The sequence below is a fragment of the Siphonobacter sp. BAB-5405 genome, from assembly GCF_002872335.1.
Classification (GTDB): Bacteria; Bacteroidota; Bacteroidia; order Cytophagales; family Spirosomataceae; genus Siphonobacter.
On record NZ_NJAG01000013.1, the window covers coordinates 151,997 to 174,368 of the forward strand.

Consider the following 22,372-nt stretch of genomic DNA (forward strand, 5'->3'; position numbering starts at 1 on the left):
TTACCTTCCGATTTATGGGTACTCATTTTGCCGAGGTTACGCTATTGATTACACACTACAACCGTAGCCAGTCGCTGCAACGATTATTGCAGGCGTTTGAGGATTTGAACTGTTCGTTTGGTCAGATTGTCGTTTCCGATGATGGCAGCAAACCCGAGCATCGGCAGGTACTGGAAGCCCTGCAACGCTCGTATGCCTTCGATCTGATTACGACGCCCGTAAATAAAGGATTAGCGAATAATATCAACAAGGGACAGGATGCGGTCCACCAACCGTACACGCTGTACGTGCAGGAAGATTTTGTTCCGAAACCGGCGTTTGCCGAACATTTTCAGGATGCCCTGCATCTGATGCAACAGAACGGCAGCCTGGACATTGCCCGGCTGTATGCCTACTTCCCGTACCCCTACCTCAAACCCTACGATAAGGGCTTTTCGGAAATGGTGTTCAAAGGAGAGTTCTGGAATATGGATCACCTGAAATTTTACTACTACAGTGATCATCCGCACCTGCGTCGGAGTACCTTTTTTCAGAAATTTGGCCGTTATACGGAAGGCACCAACAGTGATCAGGCCGAGTTTCAGATGTGCCTGTCGTTCATTAAACACGGGGGAAAAGGCCTGTTCTTTAATGCTTTCACCACGCTATTTGACCAGGCGAATTCGGCGAGTGAACCCAGTACGGCAACGTTCCGGGCCGACTGGAAGCAGAGCCCTACGCCCTGGGTGCGACTGCTGCGATGGGGCTATTTAAAATACCGGTTTTTCAAGAACACCGTTCAGCTACTCACCTACCAACGCCAGGACTCTTGACCCTCTACGCGAATGAATTATTCCTTCCCCGACGTTACATTGCTGGTTACGCATTACAACCGAAGCAGTTCGCTGGAGCACTTGCTGACCAGCTATCAGCAAATCGGTTGCCAGTTTGGCGATATTGTCGTTTCAGACGACGGCAGTAAGCCCGAACACCTGCAAAGGCTTCGGGAACTTCAGCAAACTTTTCATTTTCAGCTCATTACGACGCCCCAGAACCGGGGCCTTGGGAACAATATCAACAAAGGACAGGACGCCGTAAAAACGCCCTTGACGCTGTATGTGCAGGAAGACTTTGAACCCAGTCCGGATTTTCCCCTGCACTTTACGCACGCTCTGGAGCTAATGGATGCGAATAAAAACCTGGATTATATCCGTTTTTACGCGTACATCCCCTATCCGTACCTGCGGCCCTATGCGTACAATTTTTCAGAGATATACCTGCCCCCCTTTGGTATGGATTACACGAAAATTTACGCCTACAGTGACCATCCTCACCTGCGTCGGAGTACGTTTCTACAGAAATTTGGTCGCTACGCCGAAGGCATCAAGGGCGATCGGATGGAATACCGGATGTGCATCTCGTTTTTACAAAAGGGAGGTAAAGGACTGTTTTACAACGATTATCAGTCGCTGTTTACGCAACGCAATTCAGCCGCCGAACCCAGTACCATGACCCGAAGTTCATTAACGGAAAGCAGCAACAAGCTGATTGGGCTGGTACGGGACCTGTACCGACAGATTAAATACAATTACGATATTCATTTCATGCGAACGTAGACTTTCTGCGTACCCCACCTATGGCATTCAAGCAATACATTGATTCCAATCCAGGCCTGAAGAAGTTGGTCCACTGGCTGCTCATTCCCAAAGATGAAGCCCGGCCCCGACGTTGGGTAAGCTGGTTTGTGAATCCTTTTGTACACCGAAAGCATCGTTCGGCAGTGATTCGTTCATCAGCCCGGATGGACGTACTTCCCTTTAAACAGTTTACCCTGGGGTCTAAAAGCGTGATTGAGTCGTATTGCGTGATCAATAATGGCGTGGGCGACGTATTCATTGGGGATCATTGTACAATCGGAATTTCTTCCGTGGTCATTGGCCCCGTACACATTGGCTCGGATGTCATTATGGCTCAGCACGTTACGGTATCCGGACTGAATCACGTGTATGAAGACGTGCATACGCCCATCCACCGACAGCCCGTCACGACGGCTCCGATTGTAATTGAAGACGAATGCTGGATTGGGGCTAATGCCGTCATTACGGCTGGCGTAACCATTGGTCGCCATTCGGTCGTGGCTGGTGGTAGCGTCGTAACCAAAAATGTACCCCCGTATTCGGTAGTAGGCGGCAATCCGGCCCGACTTCTCAAGCAATACGACGCCGCTACCCAGCAGTGGGTCCGGGCACCGAAGGCCTAAACCGGATTTTTAACGGCCTGCACCTGATCGAATACGGCTTCAAATTCTTCCGCTCGCCGTTCCCAGGAATTAGCCTGAGCCAGTGTGACCTGCTGCCGCTGTTTTTCGGGTGTGTCCTCGGCCATGCGTTTCACGAGGCTTTCCTGGAAGGCTTCAGGGGTTGCGGCAATAGCGATGGCATTTTCGAAATCATCCAGAATCGAAAAGGGTGTGGACACCACCGGTAATCCCGCCGCCAGATACTCATTGATTTTTAGCGGATAGATCGTGTAGGTATGTTCGTTACACACGAAAGGAATCATGGCTGCTTTCCACTGAGCCAGAATCGGCGGTAGTTCAGCGGGCGGAAGGGAAGGGATGAACCGGACGTTTGGATAAACGGACAATTCTTCCTGTATCCGTGGATCAACCACTAGTCCCACAAACTGGAATTCCACTTCCGGCATTGTACGGGCACAATATCCTACTACCTGCGTGTCAATCCGATTGTCGGCCGTGCCCAGGTAACCTACAATGGCCCGATTGCCGGATTGTTGCTGGCGTAGTGCGTAAGCCTGGTTAAATAAATCGAAATTAGCCCCGTTTTTCACGCAGAACGTATGCGGCTGTGTCTGGGACTTCATTCGGTATAGGGCTTCCGAAGTGGTAATGACCGCATCTACCCGTTTCATAAATTCCTGTTCGTAACGCGTTCCGTGTTTACCCATCCAGGCCTCGGCGGATATTTCGTCGAAGCAGTAGTAAATGGTCGCAAATTCCTGAAGCTGGCCTACCAGAGGCAAGCCTAATACTGGATTAAAAGCATTGATTACCAGTGGCTTTTGCATATTCAATTGCTGCATCACCCGCCGCAGGCCTTTGATCAGCCGACCCGTATTGAGGGGCAGAAAGGTATCATGCTGAGCCGCCGACATCCAGTTGATGGGGAATAATACCGGCGGCGTCCATACGTGGACGCTCCGATTCGGTCCCAGCGAAAGTTTCGTTAATGGATTTTCTACCCGAGTCAGGGCTTTTACCGGTACCTGACGTTTGCCCCGCAGGCCAGCCACGAGATCTTTCACGGTATAGGGATAGTCTACGTATAGGATACGGTAGCGTTCCGAGAGTACCGTCAGTAGCTGAACGGCTGAATTTTGAAACTTCCCTTGCCAGGGCGTCTGGCTGACACAAATGATACTATCGAACTGTTTGGCGGAAGTACGGTCGATTGCGTTCATGAAGCGTAATAGTGGAACAGATGTTGCGGTATAGCGGCGGTACGGAGCATCTATAATTCTTTACAAGATACTATTTTTCTTTCCATAAGCCGCACTTTTTTACTTCTTACTTGTTGACTAATTGAGAACGTTTGGCACTTAAATAACACTTAACAGACATAAGTACAAATACTTATTATTTTATAACTTCAGTCTTATGAAGGTCACTATAAATGACTTACAAAAAAATAAATTAAGCAATTTTTGCCCATTCTGATAGCTTAACTTATCTTTAAAAAATGATAACCTATGCCTTGGGCATGTTTGAGTATTTACTAATTCCGCCAAGAGAAGTATGCTATACTTAAACTTTTCATCATCGTTGATTTATTCTATTCTTCGATCTGTTCGTGTATAGTTAATTACGATCAAAACCTCTATAAAATTAATCATAGACGTTGGTTGCTACGTCTTTAGGAAGAAATTGACCATTCTAGAATGGTTTTTTAAGTAACGGGTTCTTTTCATTTTTCCGTCGTTTAAGAACGTACCGGATCGATCGAATGAAAAGCAACTGAAAGCTGGTAACTACTGGATTAATTTAATTTTTTTTCAGCGTTCACGGATAACACTAGTATCTAGTTATTGAATCGTTCGATGTTCCGACAACAAGTTTTGATTTTTGATAATATATATAATCGTCCCTTATGAATCCGCCAAATTTAACAATCGAAAAGTCAACTATTTTAATCCTTGACGATGAACCCATGACTCGAAAAGTACTTCAGTTATGTCTCAACAAGGAATTTGATACCATTATTAAAGACGACGGTATGTCGGGTATGTCTTACATTGAGACGGGTAGCCCGGTAGATCTGGTCATTGCCGACTTGAATATGCCTCACCTCAATGGCAAAGAATTTTTGAAAGTACTACGAGGCAGTAATCTATTTGGTCACATTCCGGTTATTATTTTGTCGGGAAGTGAAGAAAGTAATGATCGGATTCAGTGCCTGGAATTAGGTGCTGATGATTTCATGACGAAGCCCTTTAATCCGCTGGAAATTATTGCTAAGGTAAAAGCAGTACTCCGCCGGGTTTACAAATAATTTGTTTTTAGTGTGCGAAGTAAGTTTTCATGTCGTAATGAGGCACCGCCATGTCTGTTGTTACCCACCCACCTTTACGTATCCTGTACGTAGAAAATGATAGTAATGCCAGTGAAACCTTCAAGCAAGAGTTTGCTGAACCATTGAATATATGGCAGCTTACTTCTGCGGAAGAGGCATTACTAACGCTCAAAGATCACTATCCGGCTGATGCCGTGATTATAAGTTACGAAGCTCAGGCCATCTGGTTCCTGCAGCAGCTTCGCTCCATTCCCTGGTTGAATTCCCTACCGGTTATCGTAACCGTCCCTACCCTGAACGACACCTATAAACAGGAAGTGCTTCAGGCGGGTGGTAACGACCTGTACCCGAAAGACTTTAGTCGCGGTGACTTACTGGCCCGCCTGCATTACTTCGTTCGAAAAAATCAGCTTCTCGCCCTCCAGCCCACGCGTATGCCCCGTTTTCGTGTACGCGTAACCTGGTGGAAACGCCTCATCGACGTCACTACAACGGGCCTGGCTTTGCTCATTCTTTCGCCCCTGCTTTTAGTGGTAGCCCTTCTGATTCGCTTCGATTCGAAAGGTCCCATCATTTATCGTTCCAAACGCGTGGGTGGTGGCTATAAGGTATTCGACCTGCTCAAGTTCCGAACCATGCGTACCGATGCTGACAAGCTCGTCAAGGATATGGCCGCCTTTAACATGTACAACAAAGCAGAAGAAGCTCCTGAAAAAGAGCAGCTTGCCTTGTGTGCAGAGTGCGTATATAGTGGAAAGAACTCCTGCCAGCGTATGTTGTACCTGGATAATGAGCAGGTTTGCGAGAAGGTGTATCTTCAGCGTAAGCATAATAAAGCTGCTTTCATGAAGTTTGGCAACGATCCCCGGATTACGCGAATTGGCCGGTTTTTGCGAAATACCAGTATCGATGAACTCCCCCAACTGATTAACATCTTCCGGGGTGACATGTCGCTGGTAGGCAATCGTCCCCTGCCCCTTTACGAAGCAGAAAAGCTGACCTCCGATCAATACATTCAACGTTTTGCCGGGCCCGCCGGACTGACTGGCCTCTGGCAGGTAACCAAACGCGGAAAAGGCAAGCAAGACATGTCGGAGGAAGAGCGGATGCAGCTCGACATTGAGTATGCTAAAAACTATTCGTTCTGGATGGATGTCAAAATCATTCTGAAAACTTTCCCAGCTCTAGTTCAGTCCGAAAACGTCTAAGGGTACTTCCCCAGCGTAGGAATCGTCCTTCCCAAAGCTCATAAACAGTTCGAATGAAAGCGTTTTTTTTTCTCATTTGCCCGTATGCAGGTAGCCTCTTGCCGAAGCTCGTATTGCTGGCATGCATTCTCGGAGCCGGTACTCTTTCGGTACAGGCTCAGGAGGGAACTCAGTCGATGCTGCAGGATGTTTCTTACCCTTATCTGGAGAAATTAATCGAAGTAGCCAGAACGAACTACCCGCGTAGTAAGGCCTACAAAGAACGCATCGGAATTGCGGACATAGGGATCAGAAGAGCAAAAGTAGCCTACTTCGACGCCTTGTCTGTATCCTATCTGTATAGCCCGGCCAATACCACCACTTACATTACCAATCCAGTCTCTCCTGTGCCTACGGTAGTGAATCCGAATTGGCTGAATAACTATCAGATTGGACTACTACTTAATGTGGGATCTATCCTGCAAAAAACGCCACTTTTAAAACAGGCCCGGGGCGAGAAAAGGGTAGCGGAATATGAGCAGCAAGCCTTTGAACTTAATCTGGAAGCAGACGTTAAGCAACGCTATTTTGCCTACATCCAGCGGCTGGCTATTTTACGGGTGAAGCATGAATTGCAATTGGATATTGAAAGCATGCTCAAGGACATAAAATATAAATTTGAAAAAGGTGAACAAACCCTTGAAAATTACAACAACGTATTGGTAATGTATTCAGACAATAATCAGCAAAAGATTATTGCTGAAAGCGAGGTGCTCATCTCTAAAAGCAAACTGGAGGAATTAGTGGGGGAAAAGCTTGAAAACATCAAGCTGGATCAATAACCATCTTACCCTTGGCCTACTCTATTAGGTTAAGCTTCACGCAATCGAATGGCAGATTTCATTAGATTCCTTAATTTTCTATATAAAAAGAAGTGGCTACTGCTGGCAGTGCCCTTACTGACGGTTATTGCTGCCTATTTTCTGGTTCAGAAATTACCAGATGAGTATACTTCAACGGCACGCATTTCGACGGGTCTGGTTGATAAAACGGATCAGGGATTTACGAGTGGTGCTAACGAACAACAGGCGGAAGTAACGCAAAAGTTCGACAACATCATGCAGAGTATGCAGCTAAAGAATACCCTGAATATGGTTTCTTATCGCCTCATTCTGCACGACCTTACGCAACCCACCAAAGCCTTTCATAAACCAAGTCAATTGCTTCAGGAGCTTAGCTCCACGGAAAGACAGCGGGCCATTGCTATTTTCAATCAGAAGCTTGCTACCCAGCAGGATCTTTTCATTGAAAGTCCGGAAGAAAAGCGGTTACTGGATATTCTAAAATCCATGCATTATGATACGGATGCCATTGCCAATAATCTGACCGTATCGAGGGTAAAAGATAGTGATTATATCCGGGTTGAATTTGACGGGGATCATCCTGAATTCACGGCTTTTGTAGTGAATACGCTGAGTACCGATTTCATCAATCGATACTCCATTCGATTACAGACCAGTAATGATCGATCCATTGAATTTCTGGAAAACTTCATGAACGAAAAGATGCGGAATCTAACCGCATTAATGGATCAGCTCAAGCAGTATAAAATCAAGAACCGGGTTTTAAATCTCAATGAACAGGCCCGGAGTATGTACGGACAAATCATTGATTTTGAGACGCGTAGAGAAGTAGCTATTAAAGATGTAGTCGCCTATACAGCGGCGTTAAAGAACATCGACAATAAATTCAACCCCAGCGATCGGAAGTATCTGGAAAGTACCATGGCTTCCCTGAACCAGAATATTGTTGCCACCAAGCAGCAATTAAAAGCGGTTAATGACGCATACTTCCGCTCCAATTTTGATCCTAAATACAAAGCTCAGCTGGATTCGCTTCAGAATAAACTGACGACTCAAATTAACCAGTCAACGGATAATTACATTTACAATCCTTTGGTGGCTAAAACTGAGCTGGTGAGTCAGAAATTAAACATGGAGATTGCGTTAGAACTCGCTCAGAATAGTATTGCCACGGTTGAAAAAGAATTAGGTCGTCTGAATCGAAAGTTTGACGGATTAGTACCCAACGAAGCCAAAATTCAGGAGTTTGAAACCAGCATTGACATTGCCAGTAAGGAATACATTGAGGCATTACAGCGATACAACAATGCCAAAATGCAATCGCAGCAAACTACACAACTTAAACTGCTGGAAAAAGCTTTACCAGGCACCTTAACTCCCTCTAAAAAGGTCATTCTAATTGTCTTTGCGGGTATTATCAGTTTTGTTCTGTGCTTACTCATTCTTTTCCTGGTATTCTATCTGGACAGTTCTATTCAGGAAGGCAAACAACTGGCTAACGCAACCGAAATTCCGGTTATTGGATCACTTAACAAGATTGACACCAGCCCGGATTTGAACCAGCTATGGCACGATACTTCTCCAGGTAAATCTGTTATGGCGTATCGCAATGCCTTACGTTCCATACGGTTTGAACTGGATCATGAACTAAGCACGGGTAAAATCATTGCGTTAACCAGTTTAAGACCCGGGGAAGGTAAAACTACGCTGCTGTTAAGCCTGGCTCAGGCCTTTGCTTTGATCAATAAAAAAGTACTGGTTGTAGATGGAAACTTTAGCAGTACCGCTAGTACGGCACTCAGTACCAAACCCAGTTATCTGGAAGATTTTCTGCATACATCGGCTCCTTTCGAATCGTTGTACGTTGAAAATGGTATTTATTCTCTGAGTAACAAGGGGGGTGATTATTCCCTTTTTGAGTTGGCCAGTGAAACCCACATTGCTGCCAAACTGGAAGAATTGAAGAGCTATTTTGACGTGATACTGATTGAAACACCTGCCCTGGAAACCCGGAACAAGGCAAAGGAATGGATTCGTTTTGCTGATAAAGTAGTGGCTGTTTACGAAGCGAATACAACGATTCGCGATTCGCACAAGCCTGCCATTCAGTACCTGAAGAGTCTGGGTAATACACTGGCGGGCTGGGTATTAAATAAGGCAACGACAGTATCTTAACGAAGGAAACAAATGGATGTACGTACCCTGGCTTATAATCTGTGGCTGCTGCTGCAACTAAGCATCGGATACAATCTGGTGTTACCCGTAGTTTTACTGGTACTGTATCTGCTCCGAAAAGCGTTTGGTTCAACCCATCGGCCAGTCCCCGTAACGGCTGAACCCGATTACGCCATTATTGTCACGGCTTATGAACAAACGGTGCTTTTACCCAGTGTAGTAGCTTCACTGCTGAAGCTTAACTACACGAATTACATCATTTACATTGTCGCGGATAAGTGTGACATCAGTACCTTACACTTTGACGATCCCCGGGTTCGGCTGCTCCGACCTGAGCAGGTACTTGCCAGCAACACGCGTTCGCATTTCTACGCCATCCAGCGGTTTATCCGGCCGCACGAACGACTTACGATTATTGACAGTGATAATCTGGTTGATCCGGAATACCTCAATGAGCTAAACCGTCTTTTTGCGAAGGGATTTATTGCCGTACAGGGGATTCGGGAGGCGAAAAATCTCGATACTACCTTTTCCTGCCTGGATGCCGCCCGCGATATCTACTACCATTTTTACGACGGCAACGTACTGTTTGAAGTGGGTTCTTCCGCTACACTGGCGGGTTCGGGCATGGCCTTCACTACGGAATTGTACCGGGCCAGCCTGGAACACCTGGACGTGACGGGAGCGGGTTTCGACAAAGTATTACAAAATGCCATTGTAGGGGCCGGTCATCGCATTGCCTTTACGGAATCGGCCGTTGTGTATGATGAAAAAACAGCTAAATCGGATCAGTTGGTAAAGCAACGGGCTCGGTGGATCAATACCTGGTTCAAGTACTTTTCGTACGGGTTTGGCCTGATTTTCAAAGGCATTACTACCCTGAACTGGAACCAGTTTGTATTTGGCTTCATCCTGCTACGACCGCCACTGTTCATTTTCCTGCTGCTGTCGGTTGCATTTATGCTCATCAACGTATGGGTGGCTCCAACACTGGCTCTGGTGTGGTTACTCGGGTTGCTTACGTTCGTAGCCGGTTTTTTTATTGCCCTGCTGCTATCCGACACGCATCCGAAAATCTATAAGTCGCTCTGGAATATTCCCCGGTTTATGCTTTACCAAATCATGGCTTTACTGAAAGTTCGGAAAGCCAACCAGATTTCCGTAGCAACCAAACACGGCTCTTCCGAATAGACGTATGAAGATTTACCCCGATCGACCCAAACGAACCCCGGGAAAAGCGGATTCCCCCGACGGGCTGACGGCTACGGAAGCCCTGATGCAGAAGATTGCTATCTTACTGGCCCTCGGTACCGTTTATTTCTTCTTCATCAAACTCATATTTTTATAAGTGAGCTCGTTCAAACTGCCCCTATCGAATGATTCTACGCGGCGATCCATCTTCACATGGATTCGGCAGAAATTGTGGATAGAAAAGTTTTATAATCTGCCGGGGGCGGCACTGCTGCTGCTCGCGTCGCTGGGTTTGGGCTGGATTGCCATTGAAGTCGATCTCAAGCTGAGTTTTATCATTCTTGGTGGCCTTATCGCTCTACCCGTTCTGTACGCCATTGTCGCCAAACCGGAGTTTGGTGTGCTGACGCTTCTGATCATGGCCAACCTGCTGTTCTTTATTCTGCGGTTCGGCGTCGAGTTTCCGTTGGGTACCCTACTCGACGGCTTACAGTATTTGCTGATTCTGGGCTTTATTCTTGGGCAACGTTCCCGGCCCGACTGGTCCGTTTTTAAAGGGCCCGTCAGTACCATGGTGCTGGTATGGGTCAGTTTCAATATCCTGCAGGTTCTTAATCCCGTGGCGGATTCGCGGCTGGCCTGGGTGTATACCGTGCGTTCGGCGGCGATTGTGGTACTGATGTATTTTGTCTTCAAGTACCAGATTCGTACGATTCAGTTTATTCGTATCATTCTCAAACTCTGGCTGTTCATATCGGTTTGGGCCGCTTTACTGGCCTACAAACAGGAGTACATTGGCTTTTCGGCTTCGGAGCAGGCCTACCTCGACTCCGACCCCAGCATTGGTAGTTTGCTGTTTATCGATGGGCACTGGCGGAAATACGGTCTTTTTGCCGATCCGGTGATTTTTTCCTACAACATGGTGATCGCCAGTCTGATTTGCGTCGCTCTATTGACCGGACCACTGACTCTCTGGAAGAAAATAAGCCTGGTGGTAATGATTTTCCTCTTTATCAGTGCGATGCTCTTTTCGGGCACGCGGGGAGCGTACGTGTTGCTACCGGCGGGACTGGCCCTGTTTGCCATTCTGAAGTTCAACCGGGTCATTCTGTTTTTTTCGTTGATAGCGGGCTTCATTATGGCGGTGCTGATCATGATTCCTACGTCAAACCCAACGCTGTACCGCTTCCAGACGGCCTTCCGCCCGACCAACGACGCTTCGTTCAACCTGCGAGCCCAGAACCAGAAAAAGATACAACCTTTTATTCAGTCGCACCCCATTGGGGGCGGCCTGGGAGCGGCGGGTAGCTGGGGCAAGCGGTTTTCGCCCGATTCGTTTCTGGCCAATATTCCTCCGGATGGCGGTTACGTACGCGTTGCCATGGAAACTGGATGGGTAGGTTTGCTGCTGCTTTGTACGCTGGTTTTCCTGATTATTCGGGCGGGAATTATCAATTTCTACCGCATCAAAAATCCTGAATTAAAGACGTACTGTCTGGCGATGACCTTAAGCGTCTTTGTTTTGAATATTGGTAATTACCCGCAGGAAGCACTGGTTCAGTTTCCGCTCAACATCTACATTTACCTGATGGCTGCTCTTATCGATGTAACATATAGGCTCGACCAGCAGCAGCAGGCCGCTGCGGCTAAGCTACTTCCCGTAAGCTAATTTATACAGCTGAAGTAGAAGGCGAGGTAAGATTCCAGCGTAATCCCTTTAGAAAGGCCTTGGCGTGCGTAAATTTTCCTTTGATGAGGTAGGTAAGTACGTGTTTGGGTAAGACGCAAGTGGCGAAGAACAGATAAAAAATCACCCGTTGAAAGGCTGACCCGTGCCGCCGCATGTACAAAATGCGATTTCGGGTGAGGTAATAGGTTTTGAGGGGATTGGCCGGTCCTACCGATACCGATTCCTTGTGCAGAATCAGAGCCGAAGCCTGGTAATAAATCAGAAAGCCACCGTCCTTGATGCGTTGTGACCAGTCCAGTTCTTCATAATACAGGAAGAAACGTTCCGCAAACCGCCCTACCTTATCAATCACTTCCCGCTTAACCAGCATGGCACAGCCGTGAGCAAAGTTCGTATATCCAGAATGGTTAAAGCGTTCGCCATCGCGTTCGTTTAAGCCTACGGGCGTAGCCGTTCCCGTGTACAGATTCATGGGGTTGTAACCCGCATACTGCACAATGTCGGGATGATCGTAAAATTTGATTTTCGGGCAGGTGACGCCAATCCGGGAATCCTGCTGAAAGGGTTTCAGTAGATCATCCAACAACGTTGGCGTTAGCTCCGTATCATTATTGACGATGAAGAAGTAATCGCCCCGGGCCGCTTCCATACCCAGATTATTTCCCCCCGTAAAGCCCAGATTTTCCTCGCTTCGGACAATGGTTACGCCGGGATAATCCGCCGCATTAATGACGGAAGACAACACTTGCCGGGAAGCATTATCCACCAGAATAACTTCATAATTCGGATAGGTCAGGCCGCGACAGGATTCCAGAAAATCCCGGGTAACTTCAGCCTGATTGTAATTGATACTCACAAGGGAAATGAGCGGATAGGCTTCCGGTGACGTAGTACGCATAACAGGAATGGATGAAAGGGATGGACGGCTTACTCAGGTTTGTGAAAAAGGCGGGACAACTCCACCGAAATACGCTTCTGGAAAGCTTTCGCTACGCCTCCATCGCGGTTCAGTACCCGGTCACTCGTCCAGACGTGAGCCCCGCGGGTTACGTGTTTCAGGCGTCCTTTGTCCAGCAGTGTCATGGCCATCCAGCCATCTTCGCATACGCCCGTAGCCGCTACATTTCCCTGGTGCCCTGCATCGACCCGAAAACCACCCACGGCCAGTCCATCCGCTCGTCGAAAGCCAAAATTGAAGCCCAGTACATTGATGTACTCCAGCCCTTTCCATTCCCGAAGTTTAAAGCCTACGTGCGAAACCGATTCGTGCAGTAATAGAGCCATGCGGGAATTCTGAGCACTCGGGATGAACGAATACGTTCCATAGGTACAGGAAACGTCTGGCCTGGTTAGTGGTTGTACCAGAGCGTCCACCCAGGTAGGCGGATAAATACAGTCGCAGTCGGCATTCAGAAAATACGTTCCCCGCCCCGCTTCCAACGCGGCCTGCCGGGCATAGCCAATTCCCTGCTGGGTAACGAGGACCGATTTGACGCCGCAGGCATCGAGTAACGCCTGCGTTCGATCTTTGGAATTATTATTCGCTACAATAAGCTCGGTGCGAAAACGGGTTTCCTGACTAGCCAGGGAAGAGAGCGTATTGAGCAGATTTTTCTCCTCATTATACGCAGGAATAGCAATCGTTACCTCCGGATCTTCTACCCGAAATTTGGCTAAACGCTCCCGGAGTTCCTGTAAAAACTCCGGACTCAGGGAATCGGGAGAATAGCTAAAACGATGTTGTTGCATCCTGGCGGGGATTTATTGAGATTAGACAAAAATAATTATTCATCAAGGAACTAAGTATCAAAGTATTAGATTATTTTTGAAAACTGTACGTTATATACGTCTTTGACCCCACGACTTTATTCCGCTTCTTTCTTCCAATATGTTTATTCTCCATTCCACATACACCAATACAACCCTTGGCAAGCAGCTTCTTTAAAAAGCTTTTTTTCGACAAAGTTTTAAAAGAAACAATTGTCCGCCAACAAAGTTTCAATGAAAACATCTCTACTCTCGTTAGTGATTGGAGTCCTCTTGGCTCCTGGCTTACTTTGTGCCACTCCTCTGGCTTACCAGCCCTTACCCGGGAAGATTGAAGCGGAAAGTTATGTCGCGATGAGTGGCATTCAAACCGAAACCACCTCGGACGGTGGTGCCGGGCTGAACGTCTCCCACATTGATGACAACGACTGGATGGATTATGACGTCAGCGTACCTTCGGCAGGTATGTATGTCTTTCAGTTTCGCATTGCCAATGCCTACGGAAACGGCCAGATTGAAATTCGTAATGCAGCAGGTACCGTACTGAATGCTGCGTTGAGCGTACCACAGACGGGTGGCTGGCAAAGTTGGAGAACCATCAGCACCACCCTTACGCTGCCCGCTGGTAATCAACGGATACGGATTTTTGCTAGACAGGGAGCCTTCAATTTTAACTATTTTGAAGTCGCGGCCCCTGTGTCGCTACCCGGAAAGGTTGAAGCCGAAAATTACGTTGCCATGAACGGCGTGAATACGGAAACCACGTCGGACGTTGGGGGCGGTTTGAACGTTAGCTGGATTGACGACAATGACTGGCTCGATTACCTGATAAAAGTCCCTACGGCAGGTACCTATACGTTTAAGTTCCGGATTGCCAATGCCTACGGAAACGGTAAAATTGAAATCCGCAATGCGGCGGGGTCGGTACTTAACGCCACCCTGAGTGTACCCCAGACGGGTGGCTGGCAAAGCTGGTCAACCATCACAACAACGGCTACGCTACCGGCAGGCTCTCAGCTTCTCCGCATTCACGCGAATCCGGGAGCGTTTAATCTCAATTATTTTGAAGTGACTACGGGTGGTGTATCCACATTACCGCAGGCTGTCCTAAGCTTTACGGCCCCAGCTACTAAAACTGTCGGGGATGCTGCCTTTAATCTGGTTGCCACTAGTACGCAATCGGGTACGCCCATTGTGATCAGCTCCTCCAATCCCGGAATTGTTTCGGTATCCAATACTGGGGGTTCCTGGAAAGCCTCGGTCGTTGCCGCCGGTTCAGCCACGCTAACGGCTACGCAGGCGGGTTCGGCCCAGTATACGGCTGCTACGGCTGTAAGTCAGACGATCACGGTAGCCGCAACGCCTCCGTTTACAGGCGTAGTCGGCACCAAGATTCCCCTCGACCCCAAACGTTGGTATCAGATGAACAACGTCAGCAATGGTCTGGAGGGTCTGTTCGACGGCATTACCAATGTGGATGTACAGACGGGTTACGGTAAACCTCTGGCGAATTACGATTCGTATTATCCGCTACTCGAGGGCGAAGAAATCACCCTGCAAAGTATTAAGTTTTTCGACGGTCCCGGTAACCTGGAAGAATTTCCGCTGAAGATTTTCATCATCAATGATCAGTGGGAACGCATTCCGGTCGCTACGTTTACCGGGAAATCCTACGGAACGTGGGTAGGTCCGTATCCAGATCGGGAATCCGTTTTCAAGCTTGATACGCCCATTTCTGGTGCCCGTTACCTGATCATCAATGCCTGGTACCAGTATCCGACCGAAATCGAATTGTACGGTACGCACAAACCGGCTACAGTACAGCCTTCTCCCGCTCCACAGAAGTTTGTAAAGTTTAAAGACATGCTGGGTGTCAATGGCTTTGAGTGGAACTTTGAAGATGCCCATAATCCGATTGAAATCAACGAGTCCCGCATGAATGTGGTGAAAAACTTCACGGGAATCCGGCATTACATGGATTGGGAACGTCTGGAAGCCAATGAAGGCAAATTTACGTACAACCCCACGCACAGCGGCGGCTGGAATTACGACATCATTTACGAACGCTGCAAAGCCGCGGGTATCGAAGTACTGGCCTGTCTGAAAAACCTGCCGAACTGGCTCCAGCAAACGTATCCGGAAAGCGAACGCGACGGCGAAAACGTACCGCTTCGCTATGGCAAGGATTTCACGGATCCCCTGTCGTACCTTGAACAGGCGAAGGTTGGTTTCCAGTACGCAGCCCGCTACGGTAGCAATCCGAACGTTAATCCGAGTCTGGTTACGGTAAACAGTGCTCAACGCTGGACCGGCGACGGTATCAACGTCGTTAAAATCGGCATGAACGTTATCAAGTACATTGAATGTGATAACGAACGGGATAAATCCTGGAAAGGCCGGAAAGCGTACCAGACGGGTCGGGAATACGCGGCGAACCTTTCTGCTTTCTACGACGGCCACAAGAATACCATGGGTCCGGGTGTGGGCGTAAAAAATGCCGATCCGAATATGAAAGTCGTAATGGGAGGCATCGCTTCCGCTACGGTTGATTACGTCAAAGGTATGATTGACTGGTGCAAGCAGTACCGGGGTTACAAGCCCGATGGTAGCGTAAACCTCTGCTGGGATGTGATCAATTACCACTTCTATACGGATGATGCCTCTTCTTCGCAAAGTGGCATGTCCTCGCGGGGAGCTGCTCCCGAAGTAACCAAAGCCGCTTTAGTGGCGGATAGCTTCAATCAGCTGGCCCACCAGCAGGCTCAGGATATGCCCGTTTGGATTACGGAGGCGGGTTATGATCTGAATCAAGGAAGCCCGCTTAAAGCCGTCGCCATTGGCAATCGAACGGTAGAACAAACGCAGGCCGACTGGATTCTGCGGACGGCTCTGCTGTACGCCCGTTCGGGTATTGATAAATTGTTCCTGTATCAGTTATACGATGATAATCCACAGTCGCCCATTCAGTTTGGTTCGATGGGCCTGATCAACGGAGATATGACCCGCAAGCTGGCAACGGACTATCTGGTACAGGTGAATAAGCTGATCGGCGACTACAGCTATCAGCAAACCCTAAGCACGAATCCTTTCGTAGATCGTTACGAAAACAACGGCAAATCGATCTACGCTCTGGTCGTACCCGGCGAAACGGGCCGTACGGCTTCCTATACGCTCGATTTGAAAGGAGCGGCTTCGGCTCTGGTATACAAGCCTCGTGCGGGATCAGACTCTATGCAGGTAACCACGGTTACGGCAACGAATGGCAAGGTAACACTGACGGTCACCGAAACCCCCAGCTTTGTCGTACCGCAGGGTACCGTGAGCGGAGGCCGGGTGGCTGCGGAGGCTCTCAAACCTACGGATGTTTCACTGGCTACGTTGAACGTATATCCTAATCCAGCAACAGATTTTGTCAGTATCGAATTGAACAATGACAATTTGCAGCCGGTGGACGTACTCATTTACGATATGGCGTTAAGCCGGGTACAAAACCGCATTGCTTATAAAAAGGAAAAGGCTTCGTTCATTCGGAAAATTGACCTGACGGGCTTACCCAAAGGTCTGTACCTGATTGAAGTAAAACAGGGTACACAGCGTTCCGTGAAGAAAGTTATTAAAATGTAGAATAACCCTCGACTACAAAAGCAGAAACGAGACTTGGCCATGCTGGCTGAGTCTCGTTTTTGCTTTTTATTTCGATCGTATAAGAAGCGGCTACTTCATTGAAGTACTTCGCAGGGAGAGGTACAAGTTTAGAAATTTGCACCCGTGTACGCCCTCTAAACAACCCCGTATGCAATGCGAGGTGCGACCCGTTCGGTAGGCACAGCCTACCAACTTAAAAGGTCCGTAGCGAATGCTACGGACAACGCGTCCCTCTAGTATTGCGGGCTTCTGAAGTGAATGTAGAAAAGGGAAAAAGAGCTAAAAATGTTCCGATGACTAGTAAAACCTGCACCCCTGTACCCAACCCAACACCCCCAACCCCGCAGGGGGTTCAACCTAAATAACCCCGTATGCAATGCGGGGTAACACAACAGACGAAAAATCGAACTACCCCGGCAACAAAGCAGCTCCCTACTTCAGCCACTCCCGTTCAATAAACTGGAAAATTTCCGGCTTCTCCCGAGCGTGCAGAATCTGGGCTCCCGAGAGTTTAGGGAAAAGATTTTCGTATTCATTGAAGGCATGTTCCATGCCCCAGTTGGGATTGGAAAGGATGATATTCGAGCCGCCAAAGCAACTCGCCAGAGCCGCCGTTCCGCCGTGCATGGAGATGAAATGCTGCGTGTTGGCGTACACCATCAATTGCAGGTGGTTATAGCTCGTTACTTTCTCGGGATACTGTTGTCGGTACAAATCATTCATCTGGATTACCTCCGGATGGTTTTCCCGTAACCAGGCGTGTTCACCCAGATCAAGCGTTTCGCTGTTATCCTGCACAATTTGCGTGGGCAGGGGGCGGTTGTAGACGATCTGAAATTTGTCCCGGCACAAATGAATGATCCGCTCCAGTTCGGCAATCCCCAGAAAATTGATGGGCGGCTGATCCCATTCGCGATTGTACTTATTGGCAATCAGCAGAATGGGTTTATCATAAACGAAGAGATCATTTTTGTAATGCTCGCGGAAGGGTACCTGAGCCCATTTCTGAAAGCTGTACGAGTTACTATGCGTCATGTTCGGCACGTCGTAATGGTCATACGATTCGGTCCAGATGCGTTCTTTGTAGCGTTCTTCGTGGTTGGGACTGAAGAAGTAAAACTCTTTGGTGTTACTGGCAGAAATGGTTTTTTCGAGCGTTCCATTCAGGTGGTGCCAGTACGCAAAAGGCAGTACGTAGCGTAATTCCTGATCGAACTCGCCCCGGTACTGGATGACTTTATACGGCTTTTTTTCAACGTAATCTTTCAACACAAACTTCGTCTGCACGAGTTTGCAGTAATAATTATCCCGAATAAAGTAGAGTAAATATTTTTTCTTGATGGTGGGATACCGGAGGGCCGCCAGTGCGTACAGCGACTTCAACAGCAATTTCTTCATCGTCAGCAAAGCCTTTAAAATACATGGAATGCGTTACTCCGCCCGGCGTACCTTCTCCCAGATACCGGAAGCCAGTCCGTTACGGTACCGAAGATACCCCAGAATGGCACACCAGTTCATGAACGAAAAGTAATAGGGTACAAACAGGGCTTTTACGCGAAGCTTCTTGTTTTCCAGCCAGTATCCCAGCAGGGCAGCTGCGTAAAAGACACTCTGAGCGATCAGCAGTACCGGATATAACCAGCCTTCACTCAGCATAACCAGGATTACATTCAAGAGAAAGATCAGCGGCAGGGCAAACGGAGCTACGGCCCACCGCATCATCCGGTGTGAAATGTACTGAAACGACAACCAGCCGTACCTGAAAATATTCAGCAAATGCGGCAAACGGGCAATGGACTGAAAGCCTCCCGCGGCAATGCGTACTTTACGTTTCTGTTCGTCACCAATGGAAAAGGAAGGTCGCTCCAGGGCATACGCCTCGGGATCGTACACGACGCGGTAGCCCCGGGTAGCAATTCGCAGCGAAATCATGAAATCATCGAGCAACGTATCTTTTTCGACGTGCTCGTAGAGTTCCGTCCGGATGGCAAATAATTCACCTGCTGCTCCGACGACGCTGTAAAGCTCCGTATCAAGTTTTTTCAGAAACGATTCGTATTTCCAGTACAGGCCCTCGCCTGCTCCGGCGGCGGCTTCATTTTCGAACGTCTGGATTCGTTTTTCGCCCGAAACGGCCCCTACCTGTGGATCGGCGAAGTGCCGCACAATGTTGGCAACGGCATCCGGGTTCAGGTTGGTATTGGCATCAGTGTAGATCACCAGCGGCGTATGCACCCGGTGCATGGCCTGATTGATGGCTTCAATTTTGCCCCGGCGTTCGTTACCTCCCATCACGGAAATCCGTGGATGGCTCCCATACTGCTGCTGCAACCATTCAGTACTGCCGTCGGTCGAACCTTCCGTCACAAAAAGAATCTGTAAGTGCTCGGCTGGGTAGGTCAGTGCCAGTGAATTACGGACTTTTTCGGCCAGACAACCCATTTCGTTATACGCCGGAATGACCAGGGTAACATCGGGTTGGTACGAAGCAGAAAATTGGGGCGTACGCCTCTTACGGAATTTCAGCAGAAGCCAAAGGAAGATTCCATAGCCGAGGTACGTATAAAAGACCAGAAAAATCAGGAACCAAAATAGAATTTCGAAGAAAATCTTCATATAACGCTGGCGGACGATTACATCAGTCAAATATAGCTTTCCAGCGAAGTTATTGAGCAGTTTTCGGCCGGAATTATCCTTCTTTTTTCATTTTAATCACCGGAATACTTTTTTCTAACTACAGGAATTTACAGTAATGTGTTTGTCCGAAATTAATTGCTGTCTATTTTTGTACCCAGTCCCTGACAATATTCTCCTTATGAAGCGAGTACAAGCCATTCTATCCGTTCTGATGTTAGGTAGCCTGCTGGCTTCCTGTGCTTATCAACGAGCGAACACTATTGACCAGCCAGATGTCCGTAAGAACAACAAAACGGTTTACGGCGTTTCGCCTGATAGTGCTGCTGCTCAGCTCAAAAACACTTGGCCTGACAAAGAAGGTACGGCCGAGCGGGCTGAAAACATCCGTTTGAAATTACTGTCACTGAAGGGTTCTACCCATAACTAATTTTTCGAGTAGGTGGCAAAGTATACTTTAAAAGCGGTAGTCGTAAACGATTGTACCGCTTTTTTAGTTTATCCAACAATTCGCGTTTAGTCTTGAGTTCTCTCCGCCGATATTGCTGTCATCCTTCTCATTTTAATGCATTTTTAAAAGCCTTTGACGTATGAATATTGCTTTAGTAACCGGTTCAGCCGGATTGATCGGAAGCGAATCGGTCGCTTTTCTTGCAGACAAGTTTGATTTGGTTGTAGGTATTGACAACAACATGCGGCAGTATTTCTTCGGAGCTGAAAGCAGCACCGACTGGAATCGCAACCGTCTGCAGGAAAGATACAGCAACTATGTCCACCGTACCGCTGATATTCGTTCCGTAGAAGAACTGTCCGTTATCTTCAAAGAGTACGGCACTGACGTAAAAATGATCGTGCACACGGCCGCTCAGCCTAGCCACGACTGGGCCGCCCGCGAGCCATTCACCGATTTCTCGGTCAATGCTACCGGTACCCTGAACATGCTGGAAATGACGCGTCAGCACTGCCCCGAGGCAGTCTTCATTTTCACTTCTACGAATAAAGTATACGGCGACAACCCTAACTTCCTGCCCCTGGTAGAGCTGGAATCCCGTTGGGAGATTTCTGAAGATCACGCCTACTACGAAAACGGAATTGACGAAAACCTGAGCATCGACCACACCAAGCACTCCCTGTTTGGAGCTTCGAAAGTAGCCGCCGACGTGCTGGTACAGGAATACGGTCGGTATTTTGGCATGAAAACCGGTGTATTCCGGGGAGGCTGTCTGACGGGCCCTAACCACTCGGGTGCTCAGTTACACGGTTTTCTTTCGTACCTGATGAAATGTGCAATTACCGGAACGCAATACACCATTTTCGGTTACCAGGGCAAACAGGTGCGTGACAACATTCACGCTCACGATCTGGTGAACATGTTCTGGCATTTCTACCAGAATCCACGTCCGGGTGAAGTTTACAACGCCGGTGGAGGTCGTTTTGCGAACGTATCCATGCTGGAAGCCATCAAGATTTGTGAAGAGATTTCTGGTAACACGATGAGCTATACGTATTCAGACACCAACCGCATTGGTGACCACATCTGGTACGTTTCGGACTTGTCGAAGTTCAAAGCCCACTACCCTGGCTGGAACTGGACCTATGATATCCACTCGACGCTGGCTGAAATTCACGACGGTATTGCGGAACGTTTACGTACCGCCTAAGCCAAGAGTCTAGCATTTTTTTAAACACCGGGCCCAGGTCCGGTGTTTTTGTATAGAATGGCTATTGCCTGATTGTTAAAGCCCTTGCCAATACATACCATTCATACGTATCTTTGTAGAACCAGTCGTATGACTTTCAATTAACTATCGACCCATTCGCAACGCTTGATCCTTCGCTTATGAAACTTAGTGTCGTCATCCCCGCGTATAATGAACAGGATTCTATTTCAGAAACCTTGCTTTCGCTGTATCAAACGTTAGCCCGTGAGGGAATTGAACACGAGATTTTTGTAACGAACGATAACTCCAAGGATAATACCCTGCAGGTACTCGAACGGCTGTCGCTTCAGATTCCTACACTCCATTACGAAACCAACCTTGGCCCCAACGGCTTTGGATACGCCGTGCGTTACGGCCTGGAACGGTTCTCGGGCGACTGCGTGGCCGTCATGATGGCCGACTTGTCGGATGATCCCGAAGATCTGGTCAAGTATTACTACAAAATGCGGGAAACCGACGCCGATGCGGTATTCGGCTCCCGCTGGATGAAGGGCGGCAAGGTGATTGATTACCCCGGACTGAAGAAATTCATCAACCGGATTGCCAACCTGATTATCCGCATGATGATTGGCATTAAGTATAACGATACGACGAACGCATTCAAATTATACAAACGCGAAACCATTGAAGGCATCAAGCCCTTCCTTTCTCCGCACTTTAACCTGACGGTTGAGTTACCCCTGAAAGCGTACGTTCGCGGCTATTCGTTCGTGGTTATGCCTAACTCCTGGACAAACCGGAAATACGGCGAGTCTAAACTGAAAATCAAGGAAATGGGAAGCCGTTACTTCTTTATTCTGCTGTATTGCATGATTGAGAAGTTCTTTTCACGCGGCGATTTCATGAAGAAAAAATCGGCCAAGACTGCTTCGGTAAGCCGTTAAGCACTATTCGCATGCTATATAAAAAAGAGCCATCGGTTAATCGATGG

At 48.0% G+C, this 22,372-nt stretch carries 19 protein-coding genes; 14 read left to right on the forward strand and 5 right to left on the reverse strand.

The annotated features are described in order from the left end of the window. The first annotated feature begins 14 nt into the window (after window positions 1-14). The 3 genes from BWI97_RS12855 to BWI97_RS12865 are packed head-to-tail and all read left to right on the forward strand — an operon-like array spanning window position 15 to window position 2,239. On the forward strand, window positions 15-812 hold the full coding sequence (locus BWI97_RS12855; protein WP_094812088.1) for a glycosyltransferase: 798 nt from the start codon (window positions 15-17) through the stop codon (window positions 810-812). Window positions 813-824: 12 nt separating this feature from the next. After that, entirely contained in the window at window positions 825-1,595 is a 771-nt protein-coding gene (locus tag BWI97_RS12860) for a glycosyltransferase (protein ID WP_102201263.1), read from the forward strand. A 20-nt stretch (window positions 1,596-1,615) separates the two neighbouring features. Continuing rightward, window positions 1,616-2,239: a DapH/DapD/GlmU-related protein gene (locus BWI97_RS12865; RefSeq protein ID WP_102201264.1), complete on the forward strand. Its 624-nt coding sequence runs from the start codon at window positions 1,616-1,618 to the stop codon at window positions 2,237-2,239. Here the strand turns inward: BWI97_RS12865 and BWI97_RS12870 are convergent. Next, complete coding sequence (locus BWI97_RS12870; protein WP_102201265.1) at window positions 2,236-3,459, reverse strand: glycosyltransferase; 1,224 nt, start codon at window positions 3,457-3,459, stop codon at window positions 2,236-2,238. The two genes, BWI97_RS12865 and BWI97_RS12870, sit on opposite strands and share 4 nt — an antisense overlap. A 686-nt stretch (window positions 3,460-4,145) precedes the next feature. On the opposite strand from BWI97_RS12870, the gene BWI97_RS12875 reads away from it, so the two are divergent. Genes BWI97_RS12875 through BWI97_RS12900 form a run of 7 tightly spaced genes read left to right on the forward strand, consistent with a single transcriptional unit; the run spans window position 4,146 to window position 11,653 of the window. Further along, complete coding sequence (locus BWI97_RS12875) at window positions 4,146-4,547, forward strand: response regulator transcription factor (protein WP_094812082.1); 402 nt, start codon at window positions 4,146-4,148, stop codon at window positions 4,545-4,547. Between the two features lie 50 nt (window positions 4,548-4,597). Next, window positions 4,598-5,776, forward strand: a complete 1,179-nt coding sequence (locus tag BWI97_RS12880) for a sugar transferase (RefSeq protein WP_094812080.1) — start codon at window positions 4,598-4,600, stop codon at window positions 5,774-5,776. Window positions 5,777-5,829: 53 nt separating this feature from the next. Then, window positions 5,830-6,597, forward strand: a complete 768-nt coding sequence (locus tag BWI97_RS12885; RefSeq protein WP_102201266.1) for a TolC family protein — start codon at window positions 5,830-5,832, stop codon at window positions 6,595-6,597. A 48-nt stretch (window positions 6,598-6,645) separates the two neighbouring features. Beyond that, on the forward strand, window positions 6,646-8,793 hold the full coding sequence (locus BWI97_RS12890; protein ID WP_102201267.1) for an AAA family ATPase: 2,148 nt from the start codon (window positions 6,646-6,648) through the stop codon (window positions 8,791-8,793). 12 nt (window positions 8,794-8,805) lie between these two features. After that, window positions 8,806-9,984, forward strand: a complete 1,179-nt coding sequence (locus BWI97_RS12895; protein WP_094812074.1) for a glycosyltransferase — start codon at window positions 8,806-8,808, stop codon at window positions 9,982-9,984. Window positions 9,985-9,988: 4 nt separating this feature from the next. Next, entirely contained in the window at window positions 9,989-10,141 is a 153-nt protein-coding gene (locus BWI97_RS27670) for a hypothetical protein (RefSeq protein WP_158242748.1), read from the forward strand. After that, window positions 10,142-11,653, forward strand: coding sequence for an O-antigen ligase (locus BWI97_RS12900; protein WP_233207832.1), 1,512 nt, complete (start codon window positions 10,142-10,144; stop codon window positions 11,651-11,653). It begins immediately after the preceding gene. A gap of 1 nt (window position 11,654) precedes the next feature. Here the strand turns inward: BWI97_RS12900 and BWI97_RS12905 are convergent, their stop codons facing one another. Both BWI97_RS12905 and BWI97_RS12910 read right to left on the reverse strand, forming a co-directional pair. Then, window positions 11,655-12,572, reverse strand: coding sequence for a glycosyltransferase family 2 protein (locus tag BWI97_RS12905; protein ID WP_102201268.1), 918 nt, complete (start codon window positions 12,570-12,572; stop codon window positions 11,655-11,657). Window positions 12,573-12,601: 29 nt separating this feature from the next. Further along, window positions 12,602-13,423 (reverse strand): glycosyltransferase family 2 protein, encoded by an 822-nt coding sequence (locus BWI97_RS12910; protein WP_094812070.1) that lies wholly within the window; start codon window positions 13,421-13,423, stop codon window positions 12,602-12,604. A gap of 252 nt (window positions 13,424-13,675) precedes the next feature. Between BWI97_RS12910 and BWI97_RS12915 the strand changes: the two genes are divergently transcribed. Continuing rightward, a complete protein-coding gene (locus BWI97_RS12915) occupies window positions 13,676-17,065 on the forward strand; it encodes a carbohydrate-binding protein (RefSeq protein WP_102201269.1) in 3,390 nt (1,129 codons plus the stop codon). Window positions 17,066-17,518: 453 nt separating this feature from the next. On the opposite strand, the gene BWI97_RS12920 is transcribed toward BWI97_RS12915, so the two are convergent. Both BWI97_RS12920 and BWI97_RS12925 read right to left on the reverse strand, forming a co-directional pair. After that, entirely contained in the window at window positions 17,519-18,484 is a 966-nt protein-coding gene (locus tag BWI97_RS12920; RefSeq protein ID WP_102201270.1) for a hypothetical protein, read from the reverse strand. A 33-nt stretch (window positions 18,485-18,517) separates the two neighbouring features. Then, window positions 18,518-19,702 (reverse strand): glycosyltransferase family 2 protein, encoded by a 1,185-nt coding sequence (locus BWI97_RS12925; RefSeq protein ID WP_094812066.1) that lies wholly within the window; start codon window positions 19,700-19,702, stop codon window positions 18,518-18,520. Window positions 19,703-19,901: 199 nt separating this feature from the next. Between BWI97_RS12925 and BWI97_RS12930 the strand changes: the two genes are divergently transcribed. The 3 genes from BWI97_RS12930 to BWI97_RS12940 all read left to right on the forward strand — a co-directional run bounded on the left by BWI97_RS12930 (window position 19,902) and on the right by BWI97_RS12940 (window position 22,325). Beyond that, window positions 19,902-20,150, forward strand: a complete 249-nt coding sequence (locus tag BWI97_RS12930; RefSeq protein WP_094812064.1) for a hypothetical protein — start codon at window positions 19,902-19,904, stop codon at window positions 20,148-20,150. A gap of 160 nt (window positions 20,151-20,310) precedes the next feature. Next, window positions 20,311-21,381: an NAD-dependent epimerase/dehydratase family protein gene (locus BWI97_RS12935; protein ID WP_094812062.1), complete on the forward strand. Its 1,071-nt coding sequence runs from the start codon at window positions 20,311-20,313 to the stop codon at window positions 21,379-21,381. A gap of 179 nt (window positions 21,382-21,560) precedes the next feature. Then, window positions 21,561-22,325 carry a glycosyltransferase family 2 protein gene (locus BWI97_RS12940; RefSeq protein ID WP_094812060.1) on the forward strand — a complete coding sequence of 255 codons (765 nt, stop codon included), beginning with the start codon at window positions 21,561-21,563 and terminating at the stop codon, window positions 22,323-22,325. Window positions 22,326-22,372 lie beyond the last annotated feature (47 nt).